Origin of the sequence: Paenibacillus sp. N3.4 (assembly GCF_008017805.1) — a bacterium.
In the GTDB taxonomy this organism is placed as follows: Bacteria; Bacillota; Bacilli; order Paenibacillales; family NBRC-103111; genus Paenibacillus_E.
Window position 1 is genome coordinate 67,236 of sequence record NZ_VRTT01000015.1, and the last position, 14,510, is coordinate 81,745.

Annotated in this window: 11 protein-coding genes and 2 pseudogenes; 2 read left to right on the top strand and 11 right to left on the bottom strand. The window is 45.5% G+C overall.

The genetic code is table 11. From position 1 onward, the window contains the following. Positions 1–178 precede the first annotated feature (178 nt). The 5 genes from FU659_RS10115 to gpmA form a co-directional block, all read right to left on the bottom strand. Positions 179–838 carry an HAD family hydrolase gene (locus FU659_RS10115; RefSeq protein ID WP_147947474.1) on the bottom strand — a complete coding sequence of 220 codons (660 nt, stop codon included), beginning with the start codon at positions 836–838 and terminating at the stop codon, positions 179–181. A gap of 161 nt (positions 839–999) precedes the next feature. Next, positions 1,000–1,512 carry a GNAT family N-acetyltransferase gene (locus tag FU659_RS10120; protein WP_261807730.1) on the bottom strand — a complete coding sequence of 171 codons (513 nt, stop codon included), beginning with the start codon at positions 1,510–1,512 and terminating at the stop codon, positions 1,000–1,002. Positions 1,513–1,919: 407 nt separating this feature from the next. Next, complete coding sequence (locus FU659_RS10125; RefSeq protein ID WP_147947476.1) at positions 1,920–3,164, bottom strand: S1C family serine protease; 1,245 nt, start codon at positions 3,162–3,164, stop codon at positions 1,920–1,922. 650 nt (positions 3,165–3,814) lie between these two features. Then, entirely contained in the window at positions 3,815–4,255 is a 441-nt protein-coding gene (locus FU659_RS10130; protein WP_147947477.1) for a hypothetical protein, read from the bottom strand. A gap of 178 nt (positions 4,256–4,433) precedes the next feature. Then, a complete protein-coding gene (gene gpmA / locus FU659_RS10135) occupies positions 4,434–5,156 on the bottom strand; it encodes a 2,3-diphosphoglycerate-dependent phosphoglycerate mutase (protein ID WP_147947478.1) in 723 nt (240 codons plus the stop codon). A gap of 484 nt (positions 5,157–5,640) precedes the next feature. Between gpmA and FU659_RS10140 the strand changes: the two are divergent. Then, positions 5,641–7,358, top strand: a pseudogene (locus FU659_RS10140) (alpha-keto acid decarboxylase family protein). 131 nt (positions 7,359–7,489) lie between these two features. On the opposite strand, the pseudogene FU659_RS10145 reads toward FU659_RS10140, so the two are convergent. From FU659_RS10145 to FU659_RS10165, 6 genes and pseudogenes are all read right to left on the bottom strand, one after another. Then, a pseudogene (locus tag FU659_RS10145) lies at positions 7,490–7,639 on the bottom strand (transposase zinc-binding domain-containing protein); the annotation flags it as partial. Between the two features lie 29 nt (positions 7,640–7,668). After that, positions 7,669–8,721 (bottom strand): FecCD family ABC transporter permease, encoded by a 1,053-nt coding sequence (locus FU659_RS10150; RefSeq protein WP_315971296.1) that lies wholly within the window; start codon positions 8,719–8,721, stop codon positions 7,669–7,671. Continuing rightward, positions 8,714–9,688, bottom strand: coding sequence for a FecCD family ABC transporter permease (locus FU659_RS10155; RefSeq protein WP_261807731.1), 975 nt, complete (start codon positions 9,686–9,688; stop codon positions 8,714–8,716). Before FU659_RS10155 ends, FU659_RS10150 begins: the two co-directional genes overlap by 8 nt. Positions 9,689–9,722: 34 nt before the next feature. Then, the gene (locus tag FU659_RS36995) at positions 9,723–10,394 is read right to left on the bottom strand and encodes an ABC transporter substrate-binding protein (protein WP_315971297.1); all 672 of its coding nucleotides are present in this window, start codon (positions 10,392–10,394) and stop codon (positions 9,723–9,725) included. Next, entirely contained in the window at positions 10,382–11,692 is a 1,311-nt protein-coding gene (locus FU659_RS38235) for an AraC family transcriptional regulator (RefSeq protein ID WP_315971298.1), read from the bottom strand. The genes FU659_RS36995 and FU659_RS38235 overlap by 13 nt, the downstream gene beginning before the upstream one ends. Positions 11,693–12,001: 309 nt before the next feature. Then, positions 12,002–12,895: a LysR family transcriptional regulator gene (locus FU659_RS10165; protein ID WP_147947480.1), complete on the bottom strand. Its 894-nt coding sequence runs from the start codon at positions 12,893–12,895 to the stop codon at positions 12,002–12,004. Between the two features lie 114 nt (positions 12,896–13,009). Between FU659_RS10165 and FU659_RS10170 the strand changes: the two genes are divergently transcribed. Beyond that, a complete protein-coding gene (locus FU659_RS10170; RefSeq protein ID WP_147947481.1) occupies positions 13,010–14,392 on the top strand; it encodes an MFS transporter in 1,383 nt (460 codons plus the stop codon). The last annotated feature ends 118 nt before the right edge of the window (positions 14,393–14,510 follow it).

The following is a 14,510-nucleotide window of genomic DNA, read 5'->3' on the forward strand; positions in this document are numbered from 1 at the left end:
ACCCCCATTGAAGCTCCATGTTGAGTACTCTATATATTACAATTGACGCAAAGGGGTACGAAATGGTTCAGCTATCCTGCCCAATCGTACTATAAATCCTGCCAGTTAACTGAACAGAATGCCTAACAACAATTTGCCTGCAACCTTATTATGGGGATTATGATGCTACCTTGTCCCGTTAGCTTCGTACGTATTGAATTAATTCTCCTAAATCATCAATGATTACGTCGGCATCGACATGAAGAGATATTGCATTATTTCGTTTCCAAACTGCTGTAATACCTACAGCTCGACTCGCTCTTATATCGTTTTCTGGATGATCTCCTACAAATAGAGCTTCTTCTGCTTCCACTCCGAGTTTAGATAATGCCAGAATAAAAATTGCCGGATCGGGCTTCCGTAATCCCATCCATTCTGATATAAGTACCTCATTGAATAAATGACTGATACCCAGTGCTTTAAAATTATCAAATTGGAATTGTCCATAACCGTTAGAAACAAGTGCTAACTTTGTTCCATTGTTCTTTAGCTGAGTAAGCATACTTACCAAATTAGGAAAACCGACACATTGCCTTTTAAAGCCATTCAAATAATCATTTAGCAGGTCTGTCCATCCGATTCCCCGGATTGCGAACTCATCAATAAGTTGCTGGTAAACCTTATCCTTCCAAACATACCCATGATTATCGAGTTCTATAAAACGCTGCACAAAAATATCTTTATCAACTAGTTGAAATTGGGAATACCGATCGTACTGGTCACGAACAAATAGGGCAAGAGAAGTATCACGATCTAATAACGTACCATCTAAATCAAAAAGCACCGCTCGAATACTCAAGTTCTCGACCCCTTTTAGAACTTTTATTAAAGTATTAGCTGGAAATCATTTGAAATCCTTGTTTAAATTATTGAACTATACTCCCGTTTGTGAGCGAATAGGCTGCCTTTTGTGCTGGCAGCCTCCCATTGGTGCTTATCCGTTAGTTGAACAAAATTCATTTAGATGGTTAACTTCATAGTCAAGGAAGTTCCCGACATACCGCAAACCTCAAATCCAAGTTTTTCATATAACCGAACTGCCAAATGATTATTTGGGTCAACGCTCAAAGAAAGTGATGAAAAACCATCGTATCTAGCTTGTTGTATGATCTCTTTCATTAGTATCGCCCCTATTCCTTGTTGTCTAAAGTCAGGTAGTACAGCAACACCTAATTCTGGAGTTTCGCTATCGACAAACCCGTATCCTTTATCCATCTCGTCTAATAATCTATACCATACTGCCCCTACTAATTTATTGTCACTCAATGCCACCAATGCCCTGTCTCCACTTTTTCCCCATCCCTTATTGTATTTTTTGATATTAGGTGCATTCAGAAGTTCATGTTTGGGCGGCTTTCCCTCTAAAATATTAATCGACTCATAGTGCATATGCATAAAAAAATCATAATCCTGTTGCTCCAATGATCTTACAATTACCATAGAATCACCCCTTTTATCTAAAACTAATTTCAACCAAGCTAGTGGTCAATAGAAAGAATTATTTTATTTAACATTTCTGCTCTTTAGTGAATCGCTGTCATGAGAAGTTCAAAATGATCTTATCGTTAAAGGGATAAGATTAATTTTTTATAAGCTGATGTCTCTTTGTAAAAAAAGTCTGTCTAGAGTGAAACCAATTCCGGCGGCCGCGGCTATGCTAAGCTGCAAGAAGAAACCAAATAGGGGGCGAGAACAACTGTTAAACCTCCGTCACCCAACATTCGCCTTCAATTACAGCGAAACATGAAAAAGATTGCCATACACCTAGCCAGAATGGCAGGATAGTAGGCAATCTTTTCTTGTTTACAAATATTCGATATTTTTTTCGATAAATCACTATCTTTATCTTAACCCAGGATGAAGTATCTCAATAATTTATACTAACTTTGATAGTTAGTAGCTGCGTTTTTATTCCCCACTTCAACAGTAACATCTTTCGTTTGACCATCACGAGAGATTGTTATTTTCAGTTTATCTCCAACGGCCGCGGCTTGCACAGCTTTTGTAATGTCATCAGTGCTTGAAATTGCTGTTCCGTTCATACCCAAAATAACGTCGTACTGACGAATGCCCGCCTCAAAAGCTGGCGTTCCTTGCTGCACTTCAGCAACAACGGCACCTTTTGTGCTGTTGATTTTTAAGTCTGCTAGCATATCATCCGAAATATTTTCTAGAGCTACACCGATGTATGGCGCTGGCTCTTTTGGAATCGTTTCGTTATTTTTCAGTTTATCTACAACAGAACTAATCGTACTTGCCGGAATTGCAAATCCCATTCCTTGCGCTTCAGAGTTTACAGCTGTATTGATACCGATAACTTCACCATTCAAATTCAAAAGCGGACCGCCGGAGTTACCTGGATTGATCGCTGTATCCGTTTGTAGTAAATGTTTGTAATTTCGAGTACCCTGCACATCATCGATGCTGATCGTGCGCTCTTTGGCGCTTAAAACGCCCGCAGTTACGGAGTAATCGAAGTCATAAGGGTTACCGATTGCAACAAGCCAATCCCCTACTTGCGTATTGTCGGAGTTACCAATATTTAAAGCAGGAAAAGCTTTATCCCCTTGAATTTTGAGTACAGCCAAGTCTAGATCGTAGCTGCTTCCAAGAAGATTTGCCTTAAAAGGTGTGTCATAACCTTGCACGTAGACATCAATTTCGCTTGCGCCATCAATAACATGTTCGTTTGTTAAAATATAACCATTCGAGTCAAAAACGAAGCCTGATCCAATCCCATTTTCAATCGTATCTCCGCTTCCAGTTCCTTGTTGAAGTGTGTTTCTTCTATTCTGTCCATTATTCGTCTGTTTTACTTTGGTCTCGATTTTGACAATGGCTGGACTCGCTGCTTTTGCAATTGATGAGATACTGTTTGTCCCCGAAGGGGTTAACGAAGCAGTCTGAACAACAGCTGTTGCCGAGCTTGCAGCCGCGACGCCTGATTGAATCGGTCGGGCATCATACCCAAACAGATTCATTTTATCCGACATGAACATCAATCCACCGACAACGACCGCGCCAGCCATAAAAGCTGCAAACATAGATTTCAATTTGGTGCTCTCCGTCTTCTTTTCAACCTTTATATCATTTAAGTTAATCATATTTTTCATATCTTCATTCATACGATTACCACCTTTCGCGTGCCATTTATTTGCTTGCTGTTGATAGTTAGAAGTATAGGCCGCTAACCTGAAGTGTTACTTAAGTTTGGCTGATAGGCATATGAAAGTTAACTGAAAGTATGCTGAATGTGTCGATTGACGCAAAAACCTCTTGTTTAACGAGAATTGTTAAACAAGAGGTTTTTGTGTTGTATTCTTAATGAATGGCTACGGATTAGTAAAAGTCATATATTTACGTTGTTTAGCTTAATGAGTCTGATCGATTACGCGGCGCGGGGAAAAGGCAACCGATTTGAATCGGCTGCCTTTTCATTTTTTGTTTAGCTATATTTCCGTTAGCGTAATCATCCCTTAATCGTCAGTAGCTCTTCATGCCGAGACGATGGGTTTCTCCTTTTTTTATGGGCTTCGGCCCGTTGAGCACGCGAAGCGTGGGAAACAAAAACCACCTACCCATGCTACCGGTGGCGGAGGTAGCTCGTGAGTTATCCTCTTGTAATCATGGAAATCCCCCACCAAATTTAAGTCATTATTTTACTTAGAATATCAAAACGAGTCATCAGACGGTGCGGCAGAGCCGCTTGGTTATTGGATGGAAACAGGTGGTAACTACATTCGCAATAGATGACATCGAGCTTCTGACCCTTCAGTTAAGTGACTAACGAGCAAGATAGTTCCACAATCTCGTGCTTTATCTCAACGTTAAAATATGTATCAACCGAAAGCAAATCCTTTAGCTCTGCAATGAGCTTCTCATCCAGACCTAGAAGTTGAAACCGCTCGACCACATTCGTAGCAAAATGCTTTTCGAGTTGCTCCTTTAAATATGCGTCATCTCTCATCTTGCTTTCGATGTCCCTATGGACTTTTTGGCCCTCAACATCCCCATATAAAAATTCGACGATACTCTCTTGCTCCGGATACATCTCTTCGGCAACCTTCATTAGAAGTTCAAACTCCATTTCGTATGAAAAATGCAGCGATGAGGCACATATGCCTCCATGGAAAAGAGAATAGCCCCAACAGTGGTCTTCAAGATTGTAGAAGTACAGGACTGGACATTGCTCCGACATAGCTTTCTTTACTCTCATTGTCTTCCCACCTTCGAATAGGCTCAGATAACGTCTTATTCACAGAATTCTCGGTTTCTCTATATGGAGATATTCGTGCAGTGCGTTAAACCATCCTGCCCTTTCGTATTGAAGGCTACCGTTCATCCGCGGCAGCCTCGTGGTGTAGTGTATTCAGCTATAGCTTTCCATCCCTCGGTCAAATTTTTGTCGAAATGATACCTTCGGGAATTTCTTCATCCATTCCTAAATAATAGTGCCTTAGCGGTTTTAGATTTTCGTCCAGTTCATACACAAGTGGTTTGCCTGTTGGTATATCTAAATCGACAACTCCATTTGGCGGAATGTCATCCAAGTACTTAATTAGTGCTCTTAAACTGTTTCCATGAGCCGAGATAATGACTTTTTCCTTATTTTGTATAGCTGGCACGATTTTTTGGTTCCAGTATTCTACAACACGTTTTTCTGTATCCAAGAGATTTTCAGTAAGTGGAACAACGATGTTCTTGTATTTTGGGCTAGAAGCCTCGTATCGATCGTCATTTTTATCCAATTCCGGGGGTCTTACCTCAACGGATCTTCTCCATATGCGTACTTGCTCTTTACCGTACTTTTCTGCGGTTTCATTTTTGTTTAATCCTTGCAGGGCGCCATAGTGTCTCTCATTTAACATCCATGATTTGTGTACGGGAATCCACATCAAATCCAATTCATGGAGAGCAATATATAACGTACGTATTGCTCTTTTAAGTAAAGAAGTGAAAGCTACGTCAAACATATATCCGTTTTTCTTTAGGATGACTCCAGCTTGTCTGGCTTCTTCAATTCCTTGTTCAGTTAAGTCAACATCGGTCCAACCCGTAAACCTGTTCTCGAGATTCCATTGACTTTGCCCATGACGGATTAAAACGATTTTCATAATCGTATTTACACCTCTCCAGTTGGCCTCTTATACCACAGTAATTACTTTATCATATAATTCCCATATCTCCTTTAATTGTTTCCAAAATTAAGTAGCATTTATAAACATTTCTATGAAATTCGCCACAGCCAATCTTATCGATCAGCATCGCTGTCAACGACTGTTGTTCATTCAAAAGGTTACCATAAGAGATGTTGTTAACGCCCTAAATGCCTTCAGACCAAATAGCCTGACAATAACAAGGTAAAATTAATCAATTCACAAAATTATCGACTAATAAGAGAGCTTCGAACAGGTCGGTGGCCAACAGGAATCAGCCGATCTCGTCCGGTCGTGTGAACATTTCTTTAAGTACTGCCTTTTTCTTTCTTTTTTAGGTCACACAGAACACTAGCATATAGAACAACTCTTAGTGAATAACCAGTCCAATGAAAAGGGAATCTTATACAAGAATAGACTTAAAAGGATAGGGAGGGAACAAGAGATGGGAACCATGACAGCGGTGAGCAGCTCTAACCCGCAAACTGGAACAGCTCAAAAAACACTTGGCCAGTATTTGTTCGATTGCCTGAAGCTGGAGGGCATTACTGAAATTTTTGGCGTTGCCGGAGACTATAATTTTACACTATTAGATACGCTGGAGCGGTATAACGGCGTCCGGTTTATTAGTGGACGGAACGAATTGAACTCAGGTTATGCGGCGGATGGCTATGCAAGAATCAAAGGTCTGTCCGCTCTCATTACGACTTTCGGGGTCGGGGAGCTCAGTGCCTGCAATGCGATAGCGGGAGCTAACAGCGAGCATGTGCCGCTGATTCACATCGTGGGTGCGCCTCCCGAGAAGGATCAACAGGAACACAAGCTGATGCACCACACGCTCATGAATGGAAATTTCGACGTTTTCCACAAAGTGTATGAGCTGATTACGGCTTATACCGCGGTGCTGACGCCGGAAAACGCCGAGATTGAAATTCCTGCCGCCATTCGCATGGCGAAGGAAAAGAAAAAGCCGGTATACCTGGTTGTGGCTAATGATTTAGTAACCAAGCCGATCATAGCCCGGAGAGAGCCGATACCGCCGCATCCAACGTCCAATCTGAAAACTCTTCAGGCAGCAACGGAACATGTCCGCCAGCTGCTGGAGCATGCCCAACGGCCGGTCATTTTGGTTGATGTCAAAACAATGCGGTTCGGCCTAGAGACAGCGGTTCGGCAGTTGGCCGACGCCATGAACGTACCTGTTGCGACAATGATGTTCGGAAAGGGGGCATTCGACGAAACTCATCCGAATTATATGGGGATGTACGGAGGCTCTTTCGGAAGTTCTGAAGTCCAAACCATGGTAGAACATGCAGACTGTGTCATTGCGGTAGGCATGGTATGGGCGGACAATAACACTGCGAATTTCACCGCGAAGCTGAACCCACTGGTGACAGTCGATATTCAACCGGACATGGTCAAGGTCGCAGAAGCGGAATATCCGAATGTGTTCGCAGCCGACATACTGCTTGCGGTGCAGAAGGTTAGGTACAGAGGCCAAGGTTTGGCGGGAAAAACGAAATTCCCGTACGACCAAATAACCGGCGGTATCGATGAGCCACTAACTGCGGCAATTTATTATCCTCGTTTTCAGCAGATGCTGAAAGAGGGGGATATTGTGATCGCCGAGACTGGTACGTTTTACAACGGGATGGCACAGGTGAGACTGCGCGCAATGTAACGTATATTGCTCAGGGAGGCTGGGAGTCCATCGGTTATGCCACACCCTCGGCATATGGTGCCAGTATCGCTGCGCCGGACCGACGGGTGTTGTTATTTACAGGTGACGGCTCCTTGCAGTTGACAGCCCAAGAGATCAGCTCCATGTTCTACTATGAATGCAAGCCCATTATCTTCGTCTTGAACAACGATGGTTATACGATCGAGAAATATTTAAATGTCAAAACAGAGGATCAGCAATACAACAAAATTCCGCGCTGGTCATACACCAAGCTGGCCGAAGCTTTTGGAGGCGATGCGTTTGCCGTAACTGTCCGGACCTATGGAGAACTTGACCAGGCAATAACCCAAGCTGATAAGGAACGTGCCGGAAGACTCTGTATCATTGAAATGATCGTCGCGGATCCTATGGACGCACCCGAAAATATGCGTCGGATGCGCAACTATTTGGAGATGCAGGAGAAGCAGCGAAGCCAGAATTAGAATCAGCGGGACTGATAAGCATTCTCAAAATAAGGCCCGATAAGCTCATGAACCAAGCTTATCGGGCCTCACCTATTCCAACCCGCTCCAGTATCTTTAATCGCCATTACGCTCTTCTCGCCACACTCTGCGATGTGATGACAGCCCTCGCAAACAAGAATTTTAAACCCATTGTTGGGATCCCCACAGCTGCGAAATTTTCGCACCTCTTTTATGACATTTTGTCGAATAGATGCTTTATGCTTTTTTACAAAGGCATCCCAGCGCCGATGTTCATCGAAAAAAAAAACAAAAACATATAAATTAACTGTTAATAAAGGCCGCCGGGCAGCTCACGCCCGGTGACCATTCTCTGCCTATTGTCAACGAATCGGCTTGCGCTTGAATAATAAATACAGGAAGAACGGGCCCCGATCCCCGCCGTGAATACCCCTGCCGGTATATCAAGCGGCATAAACAGCATACGTCCGGCCAAATCAGCCAACAGAAGCATAATCGCGCCAGTCAAAGCAGCAACGGGAATTATGAGCGAATATGAGTTGCCTACGAGCCTGCGAGCGATATGGGGAGCCATGAGGCCGAGGAACGAAATCATCCCTGCTACCCCGACGGCCGCACCGGCAAGTGCTACGCTGTAGAGCAGCACCATGACTCGGGTAACCTGAAGTCTGCTGCCAAGCCCCATAGCCGTCGCTTCGCCTAATGTCTGAATCGTCAGCTCCTTCGCATACAGGAAGGAGAGCGGGATAAAGACGGCAATCCAGGGAAAGATGATCTGCACGTACTTCCAGCTTGTCCCGTAGATGCTGCCTGTCATCCAGTTCAACACCTGAGCCGCCAAGTAAGCCGGCCCGCTAATGAGCAGGAACATGGTGAGCGCCCCCATCGCGGTTGAGAGGCCAATGCCGATGAGCACCAGCCTGTAGGTCGAAACCCCTCGCTTCCAGGCAAGTGTATAATTGATCAGCACCGCGAGAAGCGCTCCCACCATCGCAACAACCGGAACCCAATGAATGCTGTAGCCGGTGAACAGTGTCATGAAAGCAACAGCAGCTGCCGACGCGCCTCCGGTGACGCCCAGAATGTCCGGTGAAGCGAGCGGGTTCCGAATCACCCCCTGCAGAAGGGCCCCCGATACCGCCAGCGCCGCCCCAACCAGAATCGCGGCAAGGATTCTCGGAAGCCGGAATTTCAGGAGAATCAGCTCTGAGCTGCCCATGTTCTGTCCGATCAACGAGCGGAAAACATCCTTCATCGGGATGCTTACACTGCCAACAGAGAGGCTAAACATTGAAAGCACTATCATCACTAGAAATAAACTGATGATGATCAATGCCGATCTTCTAGATCGTAATTTAGCCATGCTCCTTCCTCCTTGCCGCATGGATCAGGAAAGGAACGCCGAGCATCGCTGTCGCTATCCCCACGGGTACCTCTTTAGGCATCAGGACGAAACGCGCTGCAAGATCCGCCGCTACAATCAGCACGGCTCCGCTTAATGCACAGCACGGCAACAGCCACCGGTGATCATGGCCAATCAGCGCCCGGCACAGGTGCGGAACAATTAGTCCGACGAATGCGATTGGACCGGCAGCCGACACGGAACTTCCTGCGAGCAGGACGACGGCAAGCGATGACAGCAGCCGTACGAGCGTCACTGGCTGCCCCAGACTCCGAGCACTCTCCTCGCCCAGCACCATAATGTTGAGGGAGCCGGATAAAAGCAGCGCTAGGCCTAAGCCAATCGCCATATAGGGAGCTACCGACAGCAAATGGTCCAAATTCCTCCCAGAGACGGACCCGATCATCCAGAACAAAGCTGTATCCAGCGACTGCTTGTTAAGCAGAATCAAACCGGATGTGACCGACGAGGCAAAAGCCCCCATCGCCGCACCGGCCAGCGTCAGCTTGACCGGATCGAACCAACTGCCCCGCATTGCTATGGTGTAGACGCAAATCGAGACGAACAGCGCGCCGGCAAAAGCGATCCAAATCATCGTATTCATCGTAAGGGCCGATCCGTATAGGACCAGCCCGATCACGATGAATAACGAAGCACCTGCATTAATGCCGAAAATAGAAGGTGACGCCAGCGGGTTTCGTGTCAACACCTGCATAACGGCGCCCGCTACTGCGAGACAGGCACCTACGGCAGCTGCGACCAGAACCCGCGGCACCCGGGTCGTTCTAAGAATCAAATGCTCGTTCGCGCCGTCGAAATGCTTGTAGCTCATCCACAAATCGCCAAGTCCGTATGTTTTCGCCCCCAGTAAAACGCTTGCTACGGCGAGCACGAGCAGAAACAGTACTCCCGCCGTCAATCCAATCATCTTGGTTCTGCGTGTATGAAGCAGGGCTGCCGCATTATTTGACATCGAAATACTTAATCAATTCATCCAGAAGCAAGTTAGCCGCTTTGTATCCGCCTGCGGAGTTCCAAATTCCTTCATCTACCTGGATCACTTTATTGACTTTCGTAACGTTTAAGTTTTTAAATAAAGGATCGTTCATCCATTCTTTCACCGCATTCGCACCATCCGTCTTCCCTTTCGCTTCCGAGACGAAGTAGAATAGGACATCACCATCCATTTTGGCGATATTTTCTTTATTCAAAACTTCAATGAAAGAGTCCTTGTCCTGCGACTCGGGACGTGCGACGCCCAATTGGCTCAGCAGCACGCCGGCGAATGTTTGTTTCTGGTAAATGCGCACCTGCGTCGCCGAGAAACGCACTAGCGAAACTTTCGTTTCTGCCTTGCTGCCGAGCTTTGCTTTCACTTCCGCTACCCGCTTGTCGAAAGCAGCCATCACTTTCTCGCCTTCATCCTTCTTATTTACCGTCTCCGAGTACAGCTTGAAATTGATTTTCCAATCCCCGACCAAATCAGCTGCGAACACCGTAGGTGCAATTTGCTTCAATTGATCGTATATTTTCTCCTGCCTCACTCTGTTCCCGATAATCAAATCCGGTTTCAAGCTGGCAATCAGCTCAAGATTCGGCTGCAACTCATCTCCGACGACTGTTACATTCTGCATATCGTTCTTGATATGGTCGTACCATGCTCGCCGAGCCAGGACATAACCGCTCCCACGGGTTTAACACCGACTGCGAGCAGCGCTTCCGTCCCCTCATTGGTCAGGATAACGACTCGGGATGGCGTGCCCTTGATCGTCGTTTCACCCATTGCGTGTTTAATGACCCGCGGGGCATCAGCTTCCTTATTCGCCGCAGCGGATGGAGAGCTGCTAGCGCTCGGGACCGGCGTCACACCATTGGTCGTGGTAGGTGTTGTCGTTGAACCAGTTGAGCAGGCACTTAACAATAATGTGAAACAGATGACAACCATGGTAGTCATCCAGGCACTTGATTTCTTATACATCTTTGAATCTCCCTCTTCTCTATAGTGATAATGATTCTCATAACCATTACTACTATAGCGTCTAAGCCCCCCCTCCACAATGGGATATTTCGACAGCGGGAATGGATTATTTCGACGCCCTTCCCTAGCATGCGACTCTTTGAATCTTTGGGGAGAAATGCCTTCCTGCTTCTTGAAAATCCGGCTGAAATAGTAACTGTCCGCGTAGCCGACACTCTCAGAGATCTCTTTCAGCGTTCTGTCCGTATAGATGAGAAGCGCCTTGGCCTTGTTCACCCGAAGTTGGATCAAATACACGATCGGGCTTGTATTCATTTGATTCTTAAACAAACGAAGCAGTTGTCTTGACGTACATTCCAGCATGTCGGCTAACGCTTCCAGCGTCAACGGTTCCTGATAATGTTCTTCCATATAATAGACGGCTTGGCTGACGAGATCGGGATGGATGACGTCGACCCCTTGTTCGTGCAGCTGCTCGACCAGTTCGTAAAGCAATTGATAGAATAGCGTCTTCACTTTGAATTTATCGAGCGGACTGGGTGCCTGCCATATTTGATACATATGCTCCAGCTTCTGCAGCCAAGATATCGGAAACTTAGGCGAAAAACTATAGTGCAACTGGAACGGATTCTCGCGCTCCATCAGATTGACCAGGTCATATCGGCTCGGAAGCGGCAATGTTGCCTTATACAGCACCATAAAATATTCCAGTTGCTCCACAGCGGCAATGTCGAGTCTAAGCCCCTTACCTACGTGCAGAACCTGGAATCGCTGCATACGGCTTTCGATTCCGTCTATGTGCAGCTGGGCACTGCCGCTGGTGACATACAGGAAAGCGCTTGTCGGCACGCGATATCCGCGCATCACTTCGCCAGGCTCTAGCAGAATTAGGCGAACGTCCATCACTCTAATGAGAACATGATTCCACAATACGATATGGTCGCTAATTCTCATAAATCAGTCATTCCTTTCTTTCCCATCTATTAAACTATCATATCATAATTGAAAATAATTCTCATTATCATTTGGAATTCGAATTCATAGTTTCCGTTCTTCCTGTTTTATAAGAAAAACCATCTAGGAGAAACACCCAGACGGTCCTTTTGATCCTGTATCTGAATAAAATCTTGTTGAATTATGCTCCCGTTAGCTCAATGCTCAATGCTCAACGCCCAGCGGACATCTGAATAAAAAACTCCATTTTGTGAGGATGTTACCCAGGTATAGCCAAAGCATGCCTCTGATCCAAATTGGGTTGTTAACCTATTGTAATTGGTTACCACTGGATAAAGACTTGAAATATTCTACAACTACCTCACGGAATTCTAGTGCAGCCCGCGAAATGTATCGACTTCTGTGCCGTAATAAAGCAATCTCACGTACCAATTCATGTTCCTCTAATTTGAGATATTGGATATGTTCCCGTGAATTCATTGCCGTACTTGGTATGAAACCAATCCCAATTCCAGCTTCCACAAGAGTGCTTAGCCTGGCAGGCTCATTTCCCTCATATACATATTTAGGTGCAAATCCAGCCGATTTGCATACGGAGTCTACTAAATCGCGAGTACTGTAGCCCCTCTTAACACCGACAAACCATTCATCCTTAAGTTCTGTCAAAGATACGCTGCTTTGGTTTGCCAGCCGATGACCCTTTTGAACAGCAACAAGGATGGGGTCAATGAACACGATTTGGCACTCTATGTCATCCCCATGTATTGGAGGTGAGGACAAGCAGAAATCAACCTCTCCTCGATGAAGAAGTGTATCCATTTCCTGTGTGGTCAACATTTGGACATGAAATTGGATATGGGGATGCTTTTTTCGAAACTCTCTAAGGATATTAGGCAACGTGCTTGCATTGGTCACCGCCAATTCGATTGTGCCATGTTCCGGACTGGACAAATCGCTAATCTCCTGCTTCCCCTGTTCCAATTCAAACAAAGCCCTTTCCGCACGGCGAAGGAACCTGCTTCCAAACTCATTCAATCGAAGCTTCCTCCCTGTTCGATCGAATAGGGGGACCCCCAGATCCTCCTCTAGGCGCTGAATCGTTTTGCTTAGCGACGATTGAGTAACGTGAAGACTTCGTGCAGCTTCGGTCATGTGTTCCAATCGAGCTACCGCGAGAAAATATTGCAATTGAAGAAGTTCCATTTCATACCCTCCATTCATTCCCTCAAGTCAATGATATCATAGCATAAAATGCATTGGAGTAAATACTCGATCTCAAGTACGATATCATTAAAACACTTTGGGGGGAACTAAAAAATGAATGCTCGCAGTTGGTGGTTGATGATTTCCGTAGGACTGGGGATGCTCTTGAACCCATTAAATTCTTCGATGGTGGCTGTAGCTATTCCCAGGTTGCAAAATGGGTTCCAACTTGATTTTACCGTTGTTTCCTGGATTATCTTTTCTTTCTACATAGCAAGTGCTATCGCTAACCCTGTCATGGGAAAGGCCAGTGATTTATTCGGTCGCAAGAAGATATTTCTTGCCGGGCTTGTTGTAGCCTTCGTAGCATCAATATTAGCCCCACTATCGCCAAACTTTGGGTGGCTCATCGTATTCCGCATTGTGCAATCCATCGGAACAAGCATGATGATTTCAGTTGGAATGGCCATTGTTCGAATTCATATTACGGAGAAACAATCGACCGCGCTGTCTGTTTTGTCCATCTTTCAATCCGGAGCCGCAGCCATTGGACCCTTTATTGGCGGGGTTTTGATTCACTGGTGGGATTGGCCTGCGATCTTTTTCGTCAATATTCCGTTCGTGGTGGCGAGCTTTCTATTCGCTTGGAGGATGATTCCTAAGGACGAACCAGCATCCGTTGCACGCATCATGTCTTTTCGTAAATGGTTGAATTTAATGGATGTGTCAGGGATCCTTCTCTTCACAACGGGTCTGGTTGCTACACTCGTTGGATTACTGTCAGCAAAATCATCCGGGCATGTCTCATTGTGGCATATCATTGTCCTGTTGATCGGCCTCGTTGCACTGGGGGTTTTCGTACGACATGAGTTAAAAGCGACGTCACCCTTTATTCCTTTGCGGACATTCGCCAAATTTCCTACGATGACTTGGGTCAATATCGAATTCATGCTCGTCAACGTACTTTTTTACGCTATCTTTTTCGGGCTTCCGTCCTACTTGCAAATGGTACGTCATGTTAGTGAGTTCCATACAGGGATTCTCATGCTAACCCTAGGCTTGTGTTCGCTCGTTGCTTCTTCAATAGCAGGACGATGGATCGATAAATCAGGACCAGGGCCGGTATTGCTAGTATCTGCAATCCTGATGACATTCGGGTCAGTGTGGATCGTGACATTGAATCAAACTTCACCGGTTATCAGTGTGTGTATGGCGTTAGCTGCCTTCGGTATTAGCAACGGGTTGAACAGTGTAGGTATGCAAGCGGCCTTGTTCAAAAGTTCTCCAAAAGAAATAATCGGTGTAGCATCTGGATTATTTAGTACATCTAGAAACCTGGGAGCCATTCTCTCTTCATTGTTGATAGGCATCGTAATAGGAGATAAGTTCAGCTTCGGGGGATTTCGATTGCTTGGGATTATCCTTACGGTAATTGCACTATCCTTGGTATTCATGAGTCGGAGGCGCCGGGAGTCAGAACAATTGCAAGAGTCTTAGGTTCACCATGTTCAAATAAGGTAAAAGTGTTATTTAACGATTTCAAGCTGAGAAAGTTGAGTAAAAAAGATTGGCTCTAATATAGAAACAGCGGCAGCTTGGACCAAAAAAAAGTCCT

Bases quoted from the DNA above. Each gene is read 5' to 3' on its own strand.
- FU659_RS10165 (WP_147947480.1), bottom strand. From the start codon at position 12,895: ATGGAACTTCTTCAATTGCAATATTTTCTCGCGGTAGCTCGATTGGAA.
- FU659_RS10125 (WP_147947476.1), bottom strand. From the start codon at position 3,164: ATGAATGAAGATATGAAAAATATGATTAACTTAAATGATATAAAGGTT.
- FU659_RS38235 (WP_315971298.1), bottom strand. From the start codon at position 11,692: ATGAGAATTAGCGACCATATCGTATTGTGGAATCATGTTCTCATTAGA.
- FU659_RS10170 (WP_147947481.1), top strand. From the start codon at position 13,010: ATGAATGCTCGCAGTTGGTGGTTGATGATTTCCGTAGGACTGGGGATG.
- FU659_RS10150 (WP_315971296.1), bottom strand. From the start codon at position 8,721: ATGGCTAAATTACGATCTAGAAGATCGGCATTGATCATCATCAGTTTA.
- FU659_RS10130 (WP_147947477.1), bottom strand. From the start codon at position 4,255: ATGAGAGTAAAGAAAGCTATGTCGGAGCAATGTCCAGTCCTGTACTTC.
- FU659_RS36995 (WP_315971297.1), bottom strand. From the start codon at position 10,394: ATGCAGAATGTAACAGTCGTCGGAGATGAGTTGCAGCCGAATCTTGAG.
- FU659_RS10155 (WP_261807731.1), bottom strand. From the start codon at position 9,688: ATGATTGGATTGACGGCGGGAGTACTGTTTCTGCTCGTGCTCGCCGTA.